This window comes from Afifella sp. IM 167 (assembly GCF_020144925.1).
Classification (GTDB): domain Bacteria; phylum Pseudomonadota; class Alphaproteobacteria; order Rhizobiales; family Afifellaceae; genus Afifella.
This window is the reverse complement of record NZ_NSLC01000002.1, coordinates 195,664-212,414: the sequence shown is the minus strand read 5'-3', so window position 1 is coordinate 212,414 and position 16,751 is coordinate 195,664. Positions and strand designations below refer to the sequence as shown.

At 66.1% G+C, this 16,751-nt stretch carries 15 protein-coding genes; 4 read left to right on the top strand and 11 right to left on the bottom strand.

The annotated features are described in order from the left end of the window. Positions 1–7: 7 nt before the first annotated feature. The 4 genes from CLD20_RS03595 to CLD20_RS03580 all read right to left on the bottom strand — a co-directional run bounded on the left by CLD20_RS03595 (position 8) and on the right by CLD20_RS03580 (position 4,712). Positions 8–1,402 carry a pyruvate dehydrogenase complex dihydrolipoamide acetyltransferase gene (locus tag CLD20_RS03595; RefSeq protein ID WP_224405229.1) on the bottom strand — a complete coding sequence of 465 codons (1,395 nt, stop codon included), beginning with the start codon at positions 1,400–1,402 and terminating at the stop codon, positions 8–10. A gap of 238 nt (positions 1,403–1,640) precedes the next feature. Next, complete coding sequence (locus CLD20_RS03590; protein ID WP_224405228.1) at positions 1,641–3,095, bottom strand: pyruvate dehydrogenase complex E1 component subunit beta; 1,455 nt, start codon at positions 3,093–3,095, stop codon at positions 1,641–1,643. 7 nt (positions 3,096–3,102) lie between these two features. Next, the gene (gene pdhA, locus CLD20_RS03585) at positions 3,103–4,245 is read right to left on the bottom strand and encodes a pyruvate dehydrogenase (acetyl-transferring) E1 component subunit alpha (RefSeq protein WP_224405227.1); all 1,143 of its coding nucleotides are present in this window, start codon (positions 4,243–4,245) and stop codon (positions 3,103–3,105) included. Positions 4,246–4,388: 143 nt separating this feature from the next. Beyond that, positions 4,389–4,712 carry a septum formation initiator family protein gene (locus tag CLD20_RS03580; RefSeq protein ID WP_224405226.1) on the bottom strand — a complete coding sequence of 108 codons (324 nt, stop codon included), beginning with the start codon at positions 4,710–4,712 and terminating at the stop codon, positions 4,389–4,391. Between the two features lie 304 nt (positions 4,713–5,016). Here CLD20_RS03580 and CLD20_RS03575 point away from each other — a divergent pair, with 304 nt between their 5' ends. Together CLD20_RS03575 and CLD20_RS03570 are read left to right on the top strand one after the other, a co-directional pair. Beyond that, positions 5,017–5,502 (top strand): VOC family protein, encoded by a 486-nt coding sequence (locus tag CLD20_RS03575; RefSeq protein WP_224405225.1) that lies wholly within the window; start codon positions 5,017–5,019, stop codon positions 5,500–5,502. 42 nt (positions 5,503–5,544) lie between these two features. Beyond that, complete coding sequence (locus tag CLD20_RS03570) at positions 5,545–6,315, top strand: class I SAM-dependent methyltransferase (RefSeq protein ID WP_224405224.1); 771 nt, start codon at positions 5,545–5,547, stop codon at positions 6,313–6,315. A 22-nt stretch (positions 6,316–6,337) separates the two neighbouring features. Here CLD20_RS03570 and eno read toward each other — a convergent pair whose 3' ends face one another. The 7 genes from eno to tpiA all read right to left on the bottom strand — a co-directional run bounded on the left by eno (position 6,338) and on the right by tpiA (position 13,152). Continuing rightward, positions 6,338–7,615, bottom strand: a complete 1,278-nt coding sequence (gene eno, locus CLD20_RS03565; RefSeq protein WP_224405223.1) for a phosphopyruvate hydratase — start codon at positions 7,613–7,615, stop codon at positions 6,338–6,340. Between the two features lie 136 nt (positions 7,616–7,751). Next, positions 7,752–8,009, bottom strand: a complete 258-nt coding sequence (locus CLD20_RS03560) for a DUF1344 domain-containing protein (RefSeq protein WP_224405222.1) — start codon at positions 8,007–8,009, stop codon at positions 7,752–7,754. A gap of 252 nt (positions 8,010–8,261) precedes the next feature. Then, a complete protein-coding gene (kdsA, locus tag CLD20_RS03555) occupies positions 8,262–9,107 on the bottom strand; it encodes a 3-deoxy-8-phosphooctulonate synthase (protein ID WP_224405221.1) in 846 nt (281 codons plus the stop codon). Beyond that, positions 9,104–9,964, bottom strand: coding sequence for a VOC family protein (locus CLD20_RS03550; protein ID WP_224405220.1), 861 nt, complete (start codon positions 9,962–9,964; stop codon positions 9,104–9,106). Before CLD20_RS03550 ends, kdsA begins: the two co-directional genes overlap by 4 nt. Positions 9,965–9,982: 18 nt before the next feature. Further along, a complete protein-coding gene (locus CLD20_RS03545; protein WP_224405219.1) occupies positions 9,983–11,611 on the bottom strand; it encodes a CTP synthase in 1,629 nt (542 codons plus the stop codon). Positions 11,612–11,748: 137 nt separating this feature from the next. Next, the gene (gene secG, locus CLD20_RS03540) at positions 11,749–12,315 is read right to left on the bottom strand and encodes a preprotein translocase subunit SecG (RefSeq protein ID WP_224405218.1); all 567 of its coding nucleotides are present in this window, start codon (positions 12,313–12,315) and stop codon (positions 11,749–11,751) included. A gap of 69 nt (positions 12,316–12,384) precedes the next feature. Next, positions 12,385–13,152, bottom strand: coding sequence for a triose-phosphate isomerase (tpiA, locus tag CLD20_RS03535; RefSeq protein WP_370636810.1), 768 nt, complete (start codon positions 13,150–13,152; stop codon positions 12,385–12,387). Positions 13,153–13,286: 134 nt separating this feature from the next. On the opposite strand from tpiA, the gene CLD20_RS03530 reads away from it, so the two are divergent. Beyond that, complete coding sequence (locus CLD20_RS03530) at positions 13,287–15,179, top strand: peptidylprolyl isomerase (protein ID WP_255599465.1); 1,893 nt, start codon at positions 13,287–13,289, stop codon at positions 15,177–15,179. Positions 15,180–15,181: 2 nt separating this feature from the next. After that, a complete protein-coding gene (trpE, locus tag CLD20_RS03525; protein ID WP_224405215.1) occupies positions 15,182–16,690 on the top strand; it encodes an anthranilate synthase component I in 1,509 nt (502 codons plus the stop codon). The last annotated feature ends 61 nt before the right edge of the window (positions 16,691–16,751 follow it).

The following is a 16,751-nucleotide window of genomic DNA, read 5'->3' as shown; positions in this document are numbered from 1 at the left end:
TGCCCGCCTAGACGAGCATCGACATCGGATTTTCGATGTAGCGCCGGAAAGCCGCGAGGAATTCGGCCCCAAGCGCGCCGTCGACGGCCCGGTGGTCGGTCGACAGCGTCACACTCATGATGGAGGCGATCTTCACCGCGTCATCCTTCACCACGGCCCGCTTTTCGCCCGCGCCCACGGCAAGGATCGTGGCGTGCGGCGGGTTGATGACGGCGGCGAAGTCCTTGATCCCGTACATTCCGAGATTGGAGACGGCCGATGCGCCGCCCTGATACTCCTCCGGCTTCAGCTTGCGCTCGCGCGCCCGGCCGGCGAGGTCCCGCATCTCGTTGGAGATCGCAGAGAGCGTCTTCTTCTCCGCATCGCGCACCACCGGGGTGATGAGGCCGCCGGGAATGGAGACGGCAACGCCGACATCGGACGACTTGTGCTGGAGCATCGCCTCCTGCGTCCAGGTGACGTTGGCGCCCGGCACTTCCTGCAGGGCCATCGCCAGCGCCTTGATCACCATGTCGTTGACGGAAACCTTGTAGAGGGGCTTGTCGTCCCGGACCGGCGCGGCCGCGTTGACCTCGGCGCGCAGCTTCAGAAGCGCATCGATCTCGCAATCGGCGGTCAGATAGAAGTGCGGGATCGTCGTCTTCGCTTCGACCAGCCGGCGGGCGATGGTGCGGCGCATGGAATCGTGCGGTACGACCTCGTAGCTGCCCTCGGCGAACATTTTCCGGATCTGCTCGTCGCCCATCCCGGTCGGGGCCGGCGTCTTCGGCGCCTCGCCAGCAGCGGCGCCCGGAGCCGAAGCGGGAGCTGCCTTACCGGTCCCCTCCTCCACGGCCTTCTCGATATCGTGCTTGACGATGCGTCCGTGCGGGCCGGAGCCGGAAAGAGCGGAGAGATCAAGGCCCTGTTCCTTCGCCAGCCGGCGCGCGAGCGGCGATGCGAAAATGCGCCCGTCATCCTTGCCGTTCGCGCCATTCGCCTTCGACGGCTCGTGCATGCCCTCGCGGGGCTGCGGCTCAGCCTTGTCCGCCTTTTCCGCCGGTGCGGGCGCAAGCGGCGCCTCCTTCTCCTTGGCGCTGGCCTCGGGCTCTTCGTCCTTGGCCGCGCCCTTGGCGGCGGGTCCACCCTCGGCCGGCGCGTCGATCTTCGAAGCATCCTCGCCTTCCGCAGCCAGGATGGCGATCACGTCGTTGACCGGAACGTTCTCCGTACCCTCACCGATGACGATCTTGGCGACGACGCCCTCATCGACCGCTTCCACCTCCATCGTCGCCTTGTCGGTCTCGATCTCGGCGATGACGTCTCCCGCCTCGACGGTATCGCCCTCCTTGACGTGCCATTTGGCGAGATTGCCCTCTTCCATGGTCGGCGAGAGAGCGGGCATGAGGATATTGATCGGCATGGATCTGGGGGTTCCTATTCGTTGTCCAGAGCGGGCGGCGGGATCTCGTTTGCGGCAGAGCGCGATACGCCGGGCGAGAAGTCGGAAGCGCCAAAGGGCGCCGCGGAAACGGTCCGAGCGAGTGCGGCTCCTCTGGCCCGAAAGCGGGTTCCGGCCGCAAGAGCGAAGGCCTCAGAGCCGGCGCCTGACGGGTATCGGATCGCCGGCTCAGCCATGATTCGCGCCCTTTATGCGCGGCTTACTTGGCATAGCTCACGGTCTTCACCGCTTCCACAACCTCGGTCGGATTCGGCAGAGCGAGCTTTTCCAGGTTCGCCGCATACGGCATCGGCACGTCCTTGCCCGTGACGGAAAGGACCGGCGCGTCGAGATAGTCGAAGGCCTTTACCATCAGCTGCGAGGCGATCCAGGAGCCGACGGAATTCTGCGGCCAGCCTTCCTCCACGGTGACGCAGCGGCCGGTCTTCTTCACCGAGGCGATGACGCTGTCGATATCCATGGGGCGCAGCGTCCTGAGGTCGATGACCTCGCAGTCGATCCCCTCCTCCGCCAGCGCCTCGGCCGCCTTCAGGGCGTGCGTCATGCCGATGCCGAAAGAGACGATGGTGGCGTCGGAGCCCTTCCTGGCGATCTTCGCCTTGCCGATCGGCAGGACGAAATCGTCGAGCTTCGGCACCGGGAAGGACTGGCCGTAGAGAATCTCGTTCTCTAGGAAGATGACCGGGTTCGGATCGCGGATCGCCGCTTTCAGGAGGCCTTTGGCGTCGGCCGCCGTATGGGGCTGGATGACCTTCAGGCCCGGCACGTGCGAATACCAGCCGGCGTAATCCTGGCTGTGCTGGGCGGCGACGCGAGCGGCCGCGCCGTTCGGGCCGCGGAAGACGATCGGGCAGCCCATCTGGCCGCCGGCCATGTACAGCGTCTTGGCCGCCGAGTTGATGATCTGGTCCATCGCCTGCATGGCGAAGTTGAAGGTCATGAACTCCACGATCGGCTTCAGCCCTGCAAAGGCCGCGCCGACGCCGAGGCCGGCAAAGCCGTGCTCGGTGATCGGGGTGTCGATGACGCGGCGGGCACTGAACTCCTCGAGGAGACCCTGCGTCACCTTGTAGGCGCCCTGATACTCGGCGACCTCCTCACCCATGACGAGGACATCGCCGTCGCGGCGCATCTCCTCGGCCATGGCATCGCGGAGCGCCTCGCGAACCGTCTGCTCCTCGAATTCGGTCCCTTCCGGCACCTCGGGATCCTCGGGCGGCTCGGCCTTGTCCATCGCCACGAGGACGGAGACGGGGCCGTCGGCCTTGCCGAGCTTTTCGGTGTCGGGCTCGAGCGATTTTGCGGTCGGCTCGGCTTTCGGCCTTTCGTCCGCCTCGGGATGGGCCGCGCCGTTCGACTTCGTCTTTTCCGTCTTCGCGCTTTCCGCCTTCTTGAGGTCGCCCTCGTCCTCCCCCTCCGTCAGGAGAAGCGCGATCGGCGTATTGACCTTTACCGCGTCGGTCCCCTCGCCGACGAGGATCTTGCCGATCGTGCCCTCGTCGACGGCTTCCACTTCCATCGTCGCCTTGTCGGTCTCGATCTCGGCGATCACGTCACCGGCGGCGACCTCGTCGCCCTCCTTGACGGTCCATTTGGCGAGCTTGCCCTCTTCCATGGTCGGCGAGAGGGCCGGCATCAAAATCTCTGTCGGCATCAGGCCCTCACGCTTCTACGTAGATGTCGGTCCAGAGCTCCGAGGGATCGGGCTCCGGATCGTTCTGGGCGAATTCGGCGGCATCGTTGACGACGGAGCGGATCTCCTTGTCGATCTCCTTCACCTCGTCCTCCGACAGCTTGTGATCGCTGAGGAGGCGCTGCTTCACCTGCTCGATCGCATCGTGCTCGGTGCGCATCTTCTGCACTTCCTCCTTGGAGCGGTACTTCGCCGGATCCGACATGGAATGGCCGCGGTAGCGGTAGGTGAGCATTTCGAGAATCATCGGCCCCTTGCCGGAGCGCGCATGTTCGGTGGCGAAATCCGCCGCAGCCTTCACCGCGCGCACATCCATGCCATCGACCTGGTGGCCCGGAATGTCGAAGGACTGGCCGCGCTTGCACAATTCCGTCGTGGCGGAGGCGCGGGCGACGGAGGTGCCCATGCCGTACTGGTTGTTCTCGATGACGTAGATGACCGGCAGGTGCCAGAGCTTGGCCATGTTGAAGCTCTCGTAGACCTGGCCCTGGTTGGCGGCGCCGTCGCCGAAATAGGTGACGGAGACGCAGTCGTTCTCGCGGTAGCGGTTGGCGAAAGCGAGACCGGTGCCGATCGGCACGGAGGCGCCGACGATGCCATGACCGCCGAAGAAGTTCTTCTCGCGCGAGAACATGTGCATCGAGCCGCCCTTGCCGTGCGAGTAGCCGCTGCGGCGGCCGGTGAGCTCGGCCATCACGCCGCGGGGCTCCATGCCGGTGGCCAGCATGTGGCCGTGGTCGCGATAGGTGGTGGTGACCTGGTCGCCTTCCTTCAGCGACAGCTGCACGCCGACGACGACGGCCTCCTGGCCGATATATAGATGGCAGAAGCCGCCGATGAGGCCCATGCCGTAGAGCTGGCCGGCCTTTTCCTCGAACCGGCGCACGAGCAGCATCTCGCGGTACGCCTTGAGGTCCTCATCCTTGGAAAAGACGATCGGGTCGAACGCCGACTTCTCGGCGGTCTCGGTCGCCGGCTTTTCAGCCTTCGCGGCAGCGGAACGCGTCTTGTTCGCGGCCGTCTTGCGGCTAGTGCGCGACGACGATCCCGCACCGGAGCGCGTCGTGGAACGGCCACCCCTCCCCTTGGACGGGGTTTTCGCTTCGGCCATGCATTTCCTCCCGCAAAATCGGCGACACACTATTACGGGAAGATGGAAGGGAAAACCCGTTTCGCAAGCCTGCAAGGCTGCTGCGCACAGGCGTCACAAATCCTGGAAGCATCCCACGCGTGGCGGGATACAGCACTCGCCGTTCAGCGCTTTTGGGGCGCCTCGTAAACGACGATATCGGTAGGATAGGCAAGATCGAGAGCCTGACGCGCCCGTTCGTCGATCATGTCCGGATCGAGGCTTTCAGGCCGCATCAGCGCCACGCGCCGCTCCAGCTTCTGCCGTGCCTGCAGGAGATCGTCGAGCTCGCCCTGGAGCGAGGCCTGACGCTCCTGGAGCTTTGCCAGAGCCTCAAGGCCGAAATTGCCCTCGACCGCATGATAGGAGAAATACGCTAGTACAAGCAGGCAGCCGAACGGAAGGGCGAGCGGCTTCAGTTTCGACTGCTTCTTCTGTCTGGTCGCCATCCGCCGCTCTTCCCCCGACGCTCACTCGACTGGAGGTGACCGGTGAGGACGTACGCAAAACCCTCCCGTCCCCACGGCTTTGGACAGTAGAGGCGCAGGGTAAAGAAAGCGTTTGGCCGGCCGATCCTGGGCGTTTCAATTCGGGTCGGTTTCCTTGCCGTGCCGTTAACGCGCCCGCCCGGGGTCGCCGGCGCCGTCGACAGACCGTCTACCAGCGCGAAAATCCGTTTCCCGCCACCTACATTGGAAGGGAACGGCGTGGCGCCGGCCCGTGGCATGCGGGCCTTCGCGAAAGGAAACCAGGATGACAGAGCCAAAACCCATCGCTCCCGGCACCCGGATCGGTCATGTTCACCTCAAGGTCGCCGACCTGGAGCGCGCGCTCGGCTTTTATTGCGGCGTCCTCGGCTTTGCGCTGACGCAGCGCTACGGAAGCGATGCCGCCTTCGTCGCCGCGGGCGGCTACCACCACCATATCGGCCTCAACACCTGGCAGAGCCGCGGCGGGCCGCCGCCGGCTCCCGGCACCACCGGTCTCTTTCACCTTGCGATCGTCTATCCGAGCCGGGCCGCTCTCGCCGATGCGCTCCGCCGCCTGATCGCCGCCGACATCCCCCTTGAGGGCGCGAGCGACCATGGCGTTTCGGAGGCTCTCTATCTTTCCGACCCGGACGGCAACGGCGTCGAACTCTACTGGGACAAGCCGGAGGCCGAATGGCCGCGCGAAGCGGACGGCAAGCTCCGGATGGTCACGCGGCGGCTGGATTTGCAGGGCCTTCTTGCCGCATAGAAACGCGGCGGCGGGTCAGCCGCTGGAGAAAGAAGAAGCCCCATGTCCGCCACCGAGTCCCAGAACGTCCTGATCGACCGGCAGTTCGGCGCGCAGTCCGACGCGTATCTGAAGAGCGCGGTGCACGCCGCGGGGCCGGATCTTGCCTATGTCACGCAGCGAATCGCCGAGATTTCTCCGGCCGTCGCGCTCGACCTCGGCACGGGGGGCGGCCATGTCAGCTATGCCATGGCCCCGCATGCCGGACGGGTCCTGGCCTGCGACCTGTCGGAGAGGATGCTCGCCACCGTGGCTGAGGCCGCCGCCGAGCGCGGGCTGAAAAACGTCGAGACGCACTGCGCGGATGTGCACCAGCTCCCGTTTCCGGACGGGGCCGTCGATTTCGCCGCCACCCGCTACAGCGCGCATCACTGGACGGATCTGCCCGGCGCGCTGAAGGAGATGCGCCGCGTCCTGAGGAAGGGCTCCCGGGCGATCCTCATGGATATCGTCTCGCCGGGCGTGCCGCTTCTCGACACGCATCTGCAGGGAATCGAGCTGCTGCGCGATCCCTCGCATGTGCGCGATTTTTCAGTCGGGGAATGGCTGGCGGCGCTGGAAGGCGCCGGTTTCGTCCTGAGGAAGGTGGCGACCCACCGGGTGCGGCTTGAATTCCAGTCCTGGGTCGAGCGGATCGGCACGGCCGAGGTGCATGTGGCGGCCATCCGCTCGCTTCAGGGGCAGGCATCCGACAGCGTGGCGGCCCATTTCGCCATCGAGCCCGACGGCTCCTTCACGCTCGACGCCGCTATCATCGAGGCCGAGGCCGCCTGAGGCGGCCTCGCCTGACCGTCGTCTAGTATTTCAGGATCGAACGACCGGCGTAGAAGGCGGAGGGACCGAGTTCCTCCTCGATGCGCAGAAGCTGGTTGTATTTTGCCGTGCGGTCGGCGCGGGCCAGCGAGCCCGTCTTGATGCGCCCGCAATTCGTGGCGACGGCGAGATCGGCGATGGTGGAATCCTCCGTCTCGCCGGAGCGATGGGACATCACCGCCGTGTAGCCTGCGAACTGCGCCATCTCGACCGTCTCGAGCGTCTCGGTCAGAGAGCCGATCTGGTTGACTTTGACGAGAATGGAATTGGCGATCCCCTCATCGATGCCGCGCTTCAGGCGCTTGACGTTGGTGACGAAGAGGTCGTCGCCGACGAGCTGGCATTTGGAGCCGATCTTGTCGGTCAGGATTTTCCAGCCGTCCCAGTCGTCTTCCGCCATGCCGTCCTCGATGGAGACGATCGGGTAGCGGGAAACGAGGTCGGCGTAGTAGTCGGCCATCTCGTCGCTATCCAGCGTGCGCCCCTCGCCTTCCAGCACGTACTTGCCGTCCTTGAAGAACTCCGAGGAGGCCGGGTCGAGCGCGATATAGACCTCCTCGCCCGGCTTGTAGCCGGCCGCTTCCATCGCCTTCATGATGAAGCCGAGCGCCTCGTCGGTCGATGCGAGGCCCGGGGCGAAGCCGCCCTCGTCGCCGACATTGGTGTTGTGGCCGGCCTCGCCGAGCAGCGACTTCAGCTTGTGGAAGATCTCCGCGCCCATGCGCAGCGCGTCGGAAAACCGGTCGGCACCGACCGGCATGATCATGAATTCCTGGAAGTCGATGGGGTTGTCGGCATGGGCGCCGCCATTGACGATGTTCATCATCGGCACCGGCAGGGTGCGGGCGGAGACACCACCGACATAGCGGTAGAGCGGCAGTTCGCGGGTGGCGGCGGCCGCCTTGGCGATGGCGAGCGAGACGCCGAGGATGGCGTTGGCGCCGAGCCGTCCCTTGTTCTCGGTCCCGTCGAGACCGATCATGGTGCGGTCGATGGCGATCTGGGCTTCGGCTTCGAGGCCGCCGATGGCCTGAAAAATCTCGCCGTTGACGGCATCGACAGCCTTGGTGACGCCCTTGCCGCCGTAGCGGGATTTGTCGCCGTCGCGCAGCTCCACCGCCTCGTGCACCCCGGTCGAGGCGCCCGAGGGAACGGCGGCGCGTCCGCGCGAGCCATCCTCCAGGATGACGTCCACTTCCACGGTAGGATTGCCCCGGCTGTCGAGAATCTCACGGCCGATGATGTCGATGATGGCGGTCATGCGCGCTCCCCTTGAAGTCGCCCCCTAAGAGCACGTTCGCGGCCGCAAAAAAAGTCCCTTTGGGCAGGGCAGCCCTGCCGGAAAGCGGGGCCGGCAACGCGCCGTGGCCGCCTTCCGGCAGGATCGAGATGCGGCGCTAGCCGGCGTGCTCCACAGAGCTCGCCATCAGGTTCTTGCCCTGCGTCTCGTAGCTCACCTTGACCTTGTCGCCGATCTTGTAGCCGGCGGAACTCCAGCTGGAGGGGAGAGTGAACACCTTGCCGTCGGAAAGCGTCAGATGATGGCGGGAGGTATCCATCGAACGGACGGTTCCGGTATCGGTCTTGTTGGCCGCGAGAGCTGCGCCCGAGGCGAGAGCTGCGGCGAGCGTTACCGGGATCAGGAACTCACGCATTCAACACTCCTTCTTGGCTGCTGGCGGCCGGAGCGCCTGCTTCGGCCTCAATGACCAGCGGGGCAAAGCTAGACCCGCCTAGAGCGCTGATTCAAATGACGAAAAGATAATTCCGCGCGTCCCGTTTGCCGCCCCAATCGCCGCGGATGACGGTGCTTCGACGCCTTTCGGCCACGCTTTGGAAAAGAAGGCGGCAGGTCTGTTGCAGGCTTCCGGCAGGAAGCGGGCGCAAGCCGATCACGAAAGTGGCGCTCAGGCGGATTTGACGAGCCGGTCGATGGCGACGAGGCGCTCCAGCATCGCCCGCATCTGATCCAGCGGCACCATGTTCGGCCCGTCGGAGGGGGCATTGTCCGGATCCTGATGGGTCTCCACGAAGAGGCCGGCGACGCCGACGGCGATGGCGGCGCGCGAGAGAACCGGCACAAAGCGACGGTCGCCGCCCGAGGCGCTCCCCTGCCCGCCCGGCTGCTGCACGGAATGCGTGGCGTCGAAGACGACCGGCGCGCCGAGCGCGGCCATCTGCGGCAGGGCGCGCATGTCGGAGACGAGGGTGTTGTAGCCGAAGGAAACGCCGCGCTCCGTCAGGAGGAGGTTGGCATTGCCGCTCTCCGTCACCTTGTCGACGACATTCTTCATGTCCCAGGGTGCGAGGAACTGGCCCTTCTTGACGTTGACCACCCTGCCCGTCCGCGCGGCCGCGACGAGAAGGTCGGTCTGGCGACAGAGGAAGGCCGGGATCTGCAGGATGTCGACGACCTCGGCGACCTCGGCGCATTGCTCGCGCTCGTGAACATCGGTCAGGACCGGCAGGCCGAGCTCGGCGCGGATATCGGCAAAGACAGGCAGCGCGCCCTGAAGGCCGATGCCGCGCTGGCCGGAAAGGCTGGTGCGATTCGCCTTGTCGAAGCTCGTCTTGAAGACGAGGCCGATGCCGAGGCTTTCGGCGATCTCCTTCAGCCGGCCCGCCATCTCGAAGGCATGCTCCCGGCTTTCCATCTGGCAGGGACCGGCGATCAGGGCGAAAGGCAGAGAATTGCCGAAACGCACCTTGCCGGCGCCCTCTCCAACTTCGACGATCTCGTTCGGGGCGCTCATGTCGTCTCCACGAATGCAAGGACGGTGCCGAGGCCCGGCGCGGGCGGCACGACGATCCGCCCTTCATGCAGCCTGGCCTGCGGAGCATAGCTTCGCGCCGTCTCAAGGTCGTCCACCGCCACCTCGAAACCGGCGAAGAGGAGACCCTTATCCGGATCGGGCGCGGCAATGCCGTAGCGCGCCCGGAATCCCTGCGGCGTCATGGCGATGAGCTTCTGGGCGCCGAGATCGAGCTCCACGAGGAAGGAATTGCTGCGCAGCTCGCGCTGGCCCGTCGCCGCGGAGAGGAAGATATGGAAGTCTGCCGGGTTCTTTGCGACGAGCACGACGGCGACGACGCCCTCGGCGCCATTCGGGTGGTCGGCGTAGTTGGTTCCGTCGTTCAGCGTCATGCCGACCGGCTCGCAGGCGAAGATGCCGGCCTCCGGCGCGTGCTCGTCGCCGGCAAAAGCAAGGCGCACGCCGTAATCCTGCTCAGCTCCGTCGTCGTCGCGGGCGCGCCCGACGAAGGAGAAGAGTTCGCCTTCGGCAAAGCCTGCCTTGCGGTAGCGCTGCAGATCCTCGGCGGCGTCGTCGGTCTTCAGAGCAAGCATGACGAAGCTTTCCGGCGCGCGCGCCCTGCCCCGCTTCAGCCGCTTCAGGAAGACGAGGCCTTCGCTGATCCCGGTGTCGAAGGCATGGCGGTCGATCGGCGTAATCGGCTCCAGATAGGTCCGGTTTTTGAAGAAGACCCGTGCATTGCCCGTGCCGAAGGGATGGCGCGCGTCCGGCGAGACCTGGAAGCCGAGCCCGGTCAGGCGCCTGCGGGCGGCGGCGAGGTCGGAAACCGGCAGAACGAGATGGTCGATGGGGCGCATGGCGCTATGCCGGCCCGCTCAGACGAGCCGGCTCTGCTCGACCGCCGCCTCGATGAAGGAAGCAAAGAGCGGGTGGGGCTCGAAAGGCCGCGACTTCAGCTCCGGATGGTACTGGACGCCGATGAACCAGGGATGGTCGGGCAGTTCCACCGTCTCCGGCAGGAGGCCGTCCGGCGACATGCCGGCAAAGCGCAGCCCGGCCTTTTCCAGGCGCTCGCGGTAGTCGATGTTGACCTCGTAGCGGTGGCGGTGGCGCTCGGAAATGTCGCGGTGCCCGTAGATCTCGGCGATGCGGCTGCCTTCGGAAAGCAGCGCCGGATAGGCGCCGAGGCGCATCGTGCCGCCGAGATCGCCCTGGGCGGCGCGCTTTTCAAGCTGGTTGCCTTTCAGCCATTCCGTCATCAGGCCGACGACGGGCTGATCGGCCGGGCCGAATTCGGAGGAATTCGCCTCCGTGATGCCCGCCATGTTGCGGGCGGCCTCGATGACGGCCATCTGCATGCCGAAGCAGATGCCGAAATACGGCACCTGGCGCGTGCGCGCGAACGCCGCGGCGGCGATCTTGCCCTCCGCGCCACGCTCGCCGAAGCCGCCGGGAACGAGGATGCCGTTGACCCGCTCAAGCCAGGGCGCGGGATCTTCCTTCTCGAAGATCTCGCTTTCGATCCATTCGAGGTTGACCTTCACCTTGTTGGCGATGCCGCCATGGCTGAGCGCCTCGCTCAGCGACTTATAAGCGTCCTTGAGGCCGGTATATTTGCCGACGATGGCAATCGTCACCTCGCCTTCGGGATTGTGGATGGTGTCGGAGATGTCCTGCCAGCGGGTGATCTCCATGCCGCGGGCATAGTCGATGCCGAAGGCGGCGAGCACCTCCGCGTCGAGTCCCTCGCGGTGGTAGACGAGCGGGACGTCGTAAATGGAGCCGACATCTTCGGCCGTGATCACGGCGCTCTCGCGCACATTGCAGAAAAGGGCGAGCTTGCGGCGCTCGGCGGCCGGAATCGGCCGGTCGCAGCGCACCAGCAGGATGTCCGGCTGGATGCCGATGGAGCGCAGCTCCTTCACCGAATGCTGGGTCGGCTTGGTCTTCAGCTCGCCCGCCGCCGGGATGAAGGGCATCAGGGTGAGGTGGATGAAGATCGCCTGACCGCGCGGCAATTCGTTGCCGAGCTGGCGGATCGCCTCGAAGAAGGGCAGCCCCTCGATATCGCCGACCGTGCCGCCGATCTCGCACAGGACGAAGTCGTACTCCTCGTTTCCGTCGAGGACGAACTCCTTGATGGCGTCCGTCACATGCGGAATCACCTGCACGGTGGCGCCGAGATAATCGCCGCGCCGTTCCTTGGCGATGATCTCCTGATAGATCCGCCCGGTGGTGATGTTGTCCTGCTGATTGGCCGAGCGGCCGGTGAAGCGCTCGTAATGCCCCAGATCGAGATCGGTCTCAGCGCCGTCGTCGGTCACGAAGACCTCGCCGTGCTGATAGGGGCTCATCGTCCCCGGATCCACATTGAGATAGGGGTCGAGCTTGCGGAGGCGGACCTTGTAGCCACGGGCCTGCAGCAACGCGCCGAGCGCTGCGGATGCAAGGCCTTTGCCGAGGGAGGAGACCACGCCGCCGGTGATGAAGATATACCGCGCCATGGGCCTTAACGCTTAGCGAAGCTGGAACGATTCGTGGAGTCGAAAATGACGGTGCGGCGGATAAACCACTGCCGAGTGCCGGCTGGCGCCGGCGAAGGTGCCGGAAGCGCGAAGGCCATCCGGCACCTGCCCGTCATCTACTGGCTGCTGTTCTCGGCCGGCGGCACCTGTGGCCCGCCGGTATTCGTCTGAGGCGCGGTCGCCCCGCTCGAAGCCGGCGCCCCGGAACTCGGTGCCCCGGAACTTGGCGTTGGCGGTGTCGGCGCCGAAGGCGCGCTCGGTGCCGGCGAAGACGGCTGCTGAACCGGCTGACCGGAGGTGCGCGGATTACGCAGCGCATCGAGGACGCCAGGTCCGGCTCCGTTCTCGGTAGTCGGCGGCGTCACCGGAGACGGCTGCGCATCGCCGGAGCCCGCCGGCTCGGCCGGAACGGTCTGCGCCGGTTCCTGCGTCTGCAGGCGCTCGAAGATGTCGCCCGGTCCGGTATCGAGGCGCGCCAGCACCGTCAGGCCGATCGAGGTGAGGAAGAAAGCCGCGGCAAGGATGGCCGTGGAGCGGGTGAGCAGATTGCCGGCGCCACGGCCGGTCATCATGCCCCCGCCCCCGCCGATGCCGAGCGCGCCGCCTTCGGAGCGCTGCAACAGGACAAGGGCGATCATGGCCAGAACCACCATCAGGTGGATGACGATCAGTACGGTGGTCATCTCTATTCGGGTCGATTTTCAGGAATTGGTCGGGCTTCTACACGAGGCAAGAGGCGACTTAAAGGCCGGCTAGCCATTTGCTGCCGTCGCACCCGCCGAAGCGATGGCGAGAAAGCTGTCCGCCTTGAGGCTGGCTCCGCCGACGAGGCCGCCATCGACATTGGCGATTTTCATGATGGAAGCGGCGTTGTCCGGCTTCATGGAGCCGCCGTAGAGGATCGGCACGGTCCGCCCCGGCTGTCCATAACGCGCCTCCAGATGCTGGCGCACCTTCAGATGCATGGCAGCGATGTCAGCCTCCGTCGGCACCCGCCCGGTGCCGATCGCCCAGACGGGCTCGTAAGCGACGATCAGATCTTCGCGCTGCTGCGCGGGCAGAATGTCGGGAAGGGATTCGGCCAGCTGCGCCTCGACGACCGCTTCCGCCTTGCCGGCGTCGCGTTCGGCCTCCGTCTCGCCGACGCAGACGATCGGGGTAAGCCCGGCGCGCCATGCGGCTTCGGTCTTGGCCTTCACCTGCCCGCTGGTCTCCGCGTGGTCCGTGCGCCTTTCGGAATGTCCGAGGATGACGGCGACCGCGCCGGCATCAACCAGCATTTCGGCCGACACGTCGCCGGTATGGGCGCCTGCCTCGGCGGCGTGGCAATCCTGGCCGCCCACCGAAAGCGCGCTGCCGGCGCATTTTTCCGCCATGCGCGCGAGAAGGGTCGCCGGCGGGCAAACCATCGACACGACGCTGGCGCTATGGGCGCCGGCCCCTTCCGCGATTTTGGCCGCTTCCTCAAGGGAGCCGGAGAGGCCGTTCATTTTCCAGTTGCCGATGACCCATTTCACGATGCGTCTTCCTTGCCGGTTGCGGCGGCTCCGGCGCTGTGCTTGGCAGGGCGCGGAGCAACGCTTATGATGCTCGTGCCGGGCCCGCTTTGCCCGGCGTTTTTCTTGCGGCTGAAGGGTTTTTCATGCTCGATCGTATGCGTCAAGCGACAGGCGGATGGACCGCCAAGCTCCTGCTGGGACTTCTCATCGTGAGTTTCGGCATCTGGGGCGTGGCCGGGCGCTTCGGCGGCTACGGATCCGACAGGATCGCGAGCGTCGGCGACCAGGAGGTGACGGCGGCGAAGTTCGACCGGACCCTTCGCATGCGCATGCAGCAGCTCAGCCAGCAGATGAACCGCGGCGTGACGATGGAGCAGGCGCGCTCCCTCGGGCTGCCGCAGCAGGTCCTGTCAGAGCTCGTCGCGCAGGCCGCCCTCAACGACCAGGCGCGGGCCTACAATCTCGGCGTTTCCGACGACAAGCTGGCGGCCGAGATCGCCGCCGATCCCAACTTCCAGGGCCTTGGCGGACGTTTCGATCGTCAGCGCTTCCAGGCGCTGTTGCGCAACGCCGGCCTGCGCGAGCAGGACTATATCTCCGACATACGCCATGAGCTGGTGCGCCAGCAGATGGCCTCGGCGATCGCCAGCGACCTCAAGGCGCCGCAGCCGCTCGTGGAAGCGCTCTACCGCTATCAGAACGAAACCCGCGACGTCTCCTTCCTCACCATCGATGCAAGCGCGATCGAGCCGGTGGGCGAGCCGGACGAGGAGGCGCTGAAGACCTTCTTCGTGGACAATCAGTCGCAGTTCCGTGCCCCGGAATACCGTTCGATCGGCCTCATCGACGTTGATCCGAAGGCGATCGTCGACCCGGCCTCCGTGCCGGAGGAGGACGTGCGGCAAGCCTACGAGAACGAAAAAAGCAGCTTCACCGTGCCGGAGAAGCGCCGCGTCCTGCAGATTCGCTTCCAGGATCAGGCCGCCGCCGAGGCGGCCGCCGCGGCGCTCGATGCCGGCAAAAGCTTTGAGGATATCGCCGCGGAGCGTGGCGTCGCTCCCGCCGATCTCGATCTCGGCATGAAGACCAGGGCCGAATTCATCGATGCGGCCGTCGCCGACGCGGCCTTCGAGGCGCAGAGCGGCGAGACGGCAAAGGTGTTCGATTCCAAACTCGGACCCGCCATCATCAAGGTGGCGGAAGTGGCACCCGGCAGCGTGCAGCCCTTCTCCGAGGTGGAAGGCACGCTGCGCCAGGAGATTGCCCAGCGCCGCGGCAACGACGAGGTGCTGTCGCTCTACGACAAGATCGAGGACGAGCGCGCCGCCGGCTCCACGCTCCAGGAAGCGGCCAACAAGCTGAACCTCACCTATCAGACGGTGCAAAACGTCGCCGCCGACGGCACGGGCATGGACGGCCAGAAGGTGGAAGTTGCGGGCGGCGATGCGGTGATCAACGCCGCCTTCCAGAGCGATGTCGGTCTTGAGAACGACCCGATTCGCAAGAGCGACGGCGGCTATGTCTTCTACGACGTGGAGGAGACCACCCCGGCGCGCGACCGCACGCTCGAGGAAGCGCGCTCGCAGGCCGTCGCCGCCTGGCAGGCGGACGAGACCGCAAAGCGCATCCGCGAGCGAGCGAGCGCCCTCTTCAAGGAGATGGAAGACGGCAAGTCGCTCGCCGACATCGCGGCCGAGATCGGCAAGACGCCCGAGACCGTTTCCGGCATCGGGCGAACCGCAGGGAGCGAGCCTTCCGCGGCGCTCGGCAACAACGCCGTCGCGCAGGCATTCGCCGGCCCGCAGGGACACATCGCCGATGCGGAGGGCAAGCAGGAGCCGAACCGGGTTCTGTTGCACGTCGACAGCGTGTCGACGCCGGCCTATTTCGCCGAATCTGCCTCGGCGCAGCAGCTTCGCCAGGGACTGGCGCAGTCGCTGCAGAGCGACCTGCTGCAGGCCTTCAACGCCCATCTCCTCGACGAGCGGCCGGTCTCGGTCAACCAGTCGGTCTATGCCCAGATCACGGGTCAGAGCCAGCCGCAATAGCCATGCAGGTTGAGCCCGCCTTCGAGGCCTTCGAGCCCCTTTACGACAAGGGCGAGCCGCAACTCGCCTTCACCCGCCTCGTGTCGGATCTGGAGACCCCCGTCTCGGCGTTCCTGAAGATCGCGGCGGGAAGGCCTAACGCCTTCCTGCTGGAATCGGTGGAGGGCGGCGCGGTACGCGGGCGATATTCGATGATCGGGCTCGATCCCGACCTTTTGTTTCGCGCTGACGGCGAGAAGGCGGAAATGGCGCGCGAACCCGCTCTCGACGGGTTCGAAGCGCTTCCGGAGCCCCCGCTCGCGGCGATCCGCAGCCTTCTGGCCGAAAGCCGCATTGAGGTGCCGGCTGGTGTACCGCCCATGTCGGCGGGCGTTTTCGGCTATCTCGGCTACGACACGGTGCGACTTATGGAGAGGCTGCCCGAGGCGCCGCCCGACAGCCTCGAGCTACCCGACGCCTTTCTCATGCGCCCGAAGATCGTCATAGTCTTCGACGCCGTGCGCGACGAGCTGACGATCGTGACCCCTGTCCGGCCGGCCGCGGGCGAGAGCGCCCGGCGCGCCTATGACCGCGCGGTCAACCGCCTGACCGATATCGTCGACGCGCTCGACCGGCCGCTGGAACGCGGTGCGGAGACGGCCGATCTCGACCTTTCGACCGACGTCGTCTCCAACACGACGCCGGAGGCCTACAAGGAGAAGGTCCGCCGCGCCAAGGAGTACATCGCGGCCGGCGACATCTTCCAGGTGGTGCTGTCGCAGCGATTCGAGACCCCCTTTCCGCTGCCCCCCTTCTCGCTCTACCGGGCGCTGCGGCGCGTCAATCCGGCTCCGTTCCTCTACTATCTCGACTTCGGCGGCTTTGCGGTGGTCGGATCGAGCCCGGAAATCCTGGTGCGGGTGCGAGAGGGCAAGGTGACGATCCGGCCGATCGCCGGCACGCGCCCGCGCGGCGCCACGCCCGAAGCGGACAAACAGCTTGGCGAGGAGCTTCTCGCCGATCCCAAGGAACTCGCCGAGCACCTGATGCTCCTCGATCTCGGGCGCAACGATGTCGGCCGCGTCGCGAAGATCGGCACGGTGCGCGTGACGGAGAAATTCTTCCTGGAGCACTACAGCCAGGTCATGCACATCGTCTCCAACGTCGAAGGCGAGCTGCGCGACGATCTCGATGCTCTCGACGCGCTTGTCGCCGGCTTTCCGGCCGGCACGGTCTCCGGCGCTCCGAAGATCCGGGCGATGGAGATCATCGACGAGCTTGAGGAAGAAAAGCGCGGCCCCTATGCCGGCTGTGTCGGCTATTTCTCGGCGGACGGCGAGATGGACACCTGCATCGTCCTCAGGACGGCCGTGGTCAAGGACGGCACCATGTACGTGCAGGCCGGCGCCGGGATCGTCGCCGATTCCAGCCCTGACGCGGAGCAGGCCGAATGCGCCAACAAGGCAAAGGCGCTCTTCCGCGCCGGCGAGGAAGCCCGTCGCTTCGCCAGCCAGGCGCGGCGCGGCCAGTAATCGCCGGTGTCCGGCTCCGGTGCGGCGCGGCAATTTCTTGACCGGCGCCGCCGGCCCGCCT

Bases quoted from the DNA above. Each gene is read 5' to 3' on its own strand.
- CLD20_RS03550 (WP_224405220.1), bottom strand. From the start codon at position 9,964: ATGCGCCCCATCGACCATCTCGTTCTGCCGGTTTCCGACCTCGCCGCC.
- CLD20_RS03575 (WP_224405225.1), top strand. From the start codon at position 5,017: ATGACAGAGCCAAAACCCATCGCTCCCGGCACCCGGATCGGTCATGTT.
- trpE (WP_224405215.1), top strand. From the start codon at position 15,182: ATGCAGGTTGAGCCCGCCTTCGAGGCCTTCGAGCCCCTTTACGACAAG.
- CLD20_RS03545 (WP_224405219.1), bottom strand. From the start codon at position 11,611: ATGGCGCGGTATATCTTCATCACCGGCGGCGTGGTCTCCTCCCTCGGC.
- CLD20_RS03595 (WP_224405229.1), bottom strand. From the start codon at position 1,402: ATGCCGATCAATATCCTCATGCCCGCTCTCTCGCCGACCATGGAAGAG.
- CLD20_RS03530 (WP_255599465.1), top strand. From the start codon at position 13,287: ATGCGTCAAGCGACAGGCGGATGGACCGCCAAGCTCCTGCTGGGACTT.
- CLD20_RS03580 (WP_224405226.1), bottom strand. From the start codon at position 4,712: ATGGCGACCAGACAGAAGAAGCAGTCGAAACTGAAGCCGCTCGCCCTT.
- secG (WP_224405218.1), bottom strand. From the start codon at position 12,315: ATGACCACCGTACTGATCGTCATCCACCTGATGGTGGTTCTGGCCATG.
- pdhA (WP_224405227.1), bottom strand. From the start codon at position 4,245: ATGGCCGAAGCGAAAACCCCGTCCAAGGGGAGGGGTGGCCGTTCCACG.
- CLD20_RS03560 (WP_224405222.1), bottom strand. From the start codon at position 8,009: ATGCGTGAGTTCCTGATCCCGGTAACGCTCGCCGCAGCTCTCGCCTCG.
- CLD20_RS03590 (WP_224405228.1), bottom strand. From the start codon at position 3,095: ATGCCGACAGAGATTTTGATGCCGGCCCTCTCGCCGACCATGGAAGAG.
- kdsA (WP_224405221.1), bottom strand. From the start codon at position 9,107: ATGAGCGCCCCGAACGAGATCGTCGAAGTTGGAGAGGGCGCCGGCAAG.
- eno (WP_224405223.1), bottom strand. From the start codon at position 7,615: ATGACCGCCATCATCGACATCATCGGCCGTGAGATTCTCGACAGCCGG.
- CLD20_RS03570 (WP_224405224.1), top strand. From the start codon at position 5,545: ATGTCCGCCACCGAGTCCCAGAACGTCCTGATCGACCGGCAGTTCGGC.